Here is a 2938-nt window from a genome sequence, read left to right on the forward strand (position 1 = left end):
CGAACAGCTCGCCTTCGACACGCTGCCCCCCGAGAACGCGGGCGCGCGCTCGCAGCAGCTCAGCTTCGACGTGGCCGCGCCGGGCGACGCCACCCTGAGCTACCTCACCCGCGCGGTGACGTGGGCGCCGCGCTACACCCTGCGCCTGAGCGGCACGTCGGCGACGCTGTCGGGCCTGGCGGACCTGAGGAACAACAGCGACGTGGCGTACGAGGTCACGGCGGGCGAACTGATCGCCGGGGACGTCAACCTCGTCCAGGGCCCGCCCCTGCCCTTCGACGGGGCCGCCAAGGGCGGGGTGGCCATGCCGACCGCCGCGCCCGCGCCCGCGATCAGCCCGCAGGGGGAGAGCCGTGGGCTGTACCGGTACGCGCTGACCCAGACGTTCACGCTGCCCGCCGCGTCCACCCTCACGCTGCCCTTCCTCGACCCCAAGGTGAGCTTCGAACGCTACGCGGGCCTCACCACCGGCTTCAACACGACCGGCACGACCGGGAAGCTGGAGCGCAACTACCGCGTGCGGGCGGACACGCTGCTCCCGGCGGGCGCGGTGACCGTCCGCGACGAGGGCCGCATCGTCGGTCAGGCGGTCATCAACGACACGAGCGCGAACGAGCCGATCGAGCTGGACCTGGGCCGCGACCCGGACGTCGGGTACGCGAGGAGCGTGCAGGTGGTGCGTCAGGACAAGACGACGACGGTCTACCGCGTGACGCTCACGCTGGAGAGCGCCAAGGACCGCGCCCTGCGGGTGGAGTACCGCGAGCTCCTGGGCGGGAACGTGACGGTGGAGGGGGGAGCGGCGCGGACGCCGCAGGGGCTGGAGGTGCGGGTGGACGTGCCCGCGAAGGGCAAGGTCACCCGCTCCTACACCGTCACCTTCCGCACGGGCGGCTGAGCGCGGGCCACGGGGCGGCTCAAGGCTCGCTGAGGCCGCCCCACACGCGCCCGAGGGTACGCCGGACTACAGTCGGGGTGTGCCCGCCACCCAAGTGCGCCTCCGGACCTACCCCTCGCTGGACGAGGCGGCCGCCCTCGACCGTCTGCTGGAGGGCTTCGAGCGGATCCACGAGGCGCGCGTCACCTACGGCACGAGCGCCCCTGCGGTCGGGGAGCCCGCCTTCGTCCTGACCGTCACCTTCGACGGGGACGCGGAGCGCGGCCGGGACCTCGCCGGGGTGCTGTGCCGCCTGCTCGCCCGTGCGGGTGTCGGGGTCTGCGGCGACGAGGACAGGAGCGAACATCCCGACGCGGGCGTGGGCGGCGTCGCCCTGCTCGGCGGCTGAGCCCCGGCGAGGTCCCCACGCGAGCACGCGTGGGGACCTCGTCGTGTAGGCTTGGAACAGGAACGAACGAATGCTTGTTCGCGCCGCCCGGCCTGCCCGGACGCGCCGCCTGGAGAACCACCGTGACGAAGCCCGACCTGAACGACTGGGAAGCCCTCGCCCGCAGGGAACTGAAGGCCGACCCCGACACCCTCGCTCACGAGACCCCCGAGGGCCTCACCCTCCACCCCCTCTACACCGAACGCGACCTCGAAGGCGTCGAGCACCTCGGCGGCCTGCCCGGCCTCGCGCCCTTCGTGCGTGGCCCGCGCGCCACCATGTACGCCGGACGCCCCTGGACCATCCGTCAGTACGCGGGCTTCAGCACCGCCGAGGAGAGCAACGCCTTCTACCGCCGCAACCTCGCGCAGGGCCAGAAGGGCCTCAGCGTCGCCTTCGACCTCGCCACACACCGCGGCTACGACAGCGACCACCCCCGCGTCGTCGGCGACGTCGGCAAGGCGGGCGTCGCCGTGGACAGCGTCGAGGACATGAAGATCCTCTTCGACGGCATCCCCCTGGGCGAGATGTCCGTCAGCATGACCATGAACGGCGCCGTCCTGCCGGTCCTCGCGGCCTTCGTCGTCGCGGGCGAGGAGCAGGGCGTGGAGCGCGCGCGCCTCAGCGGCACCATCCAGAACGACATCCTCAAGGAGTTCATGGTCCGCAACACCTACATCTACCCGCCCGCGCCCAGCATGCGCGTCGTCGCGGACATCATCGAGTACACCGCGCGCGAGATGCCGAGGTTCAACAGCATCTCCATCAGCGGCTACCACCTGCAGGAGGCGGGCGCCAACGCCGCCCTCGAACTCGCCTACACCCTCGCCGACGGCCTCGAATACGTCCGCGCGGCGCTCGCCAAGGGCCTCGACGTGGACGAGTTCGCGCCGCGCCTCTCGTTCTTCTTCGCCATCGGCATGAACTTCTACGTGGAGGTCGCCAAGCTCCGCGCCGCGCGCCTGCTGTGGTCGAAGCTCATGAGCCGCTTCGAGCCGAAGAATCCCCTGTCGCTCGCGCTGCGCACGCACTGCCAGACGTCCGGCTGGAGCCTCACCGAGCAGGACCCCTACAACAACATCGTCCGCACCACCGTCGAGGCGATGGCCGCCGTGTTCGGCGGCACGCAGAGCCTGCACACCAACGCCTTCGACGAGGCCATCGGGCTGCCCACCGAGTTCAGCGCCCGCGTCGCGCGCAACACCCAGCTCATCCTGCAGGAGGAGACGGCCATCACGGACGTCGTGGACCCCTGGGGCGGCAGCTACCTGATGGAACGCCTCACCAGCGACCTCGCGGAGCGCGCCATGGCCATCATCGACGAGGTGGAGGCGATGGGCGGCATGGCGAAAGCCGTGGAGTCCGGTGTGCCGAAACTCCGTATCGAGGAGAGCGCCGCGCGCAAGCAGGCCCGCATCGACCGCGGCGAGGACGTCATCGTCGGCGTGAACAAGTACCGCGCCCCGCAGGACACGCCCGTCGACGTGCTCGACATCGACAACACCCGCGTCCGCGAGGCGCAGATCGACCGCCTCAACCGCCTGCGCGCCGCCCGCGATCCCGACGCCGTCGCGCGCGCCCTCGCCGCGCTGGAGACCTGCGCCCGCACCGGT

3 protein-coding genes are annotated in these 2938 nt (G+C 71.6%); all 3 read left to right on the forward strand.

Annotated features, from left to right (window positions below):
* Nucleotides 1–898 (forward strand): hypothetical protein (locus DEIPI_RS29335; protein WP_045233844.1); only part of this gene is annotated, 898 nt, incomplete at its 5' end.
* 79 nt (nt 899–977) lie between these two features.
* Nucleotides 978–1286 carry a hypothetical protein gene (locus tag DEIPI_RS0107280; protein WP_157463525.1) on the forward strand — a complete coding sequence of 103 codons (309 nt, stop codon included), beginning with the start codon at nt 978–980 and terminating at the stop codon, nt 1284–1286.
* A gap of 122 nt (nt 1287–1408) precedes the next feature.
* On the forward strand, nt 1409–2938 hold a 1530-nt coding region (gene scpA, locus DEIPI_RS29340), incomplete at its 3' end, for a methylmalonyl-CoA mutase (protein WP_045233873.1).

It is taken from the genome of Deinococcus pimensis DSM 21231 (assembly GCF_000519345.1).
Lineage (GTDB): Bacteria > Deinococcota > Deinococci > Deinococcales > Deinococcaceae > Deinococcus_A > Deinococcus_A pimensis.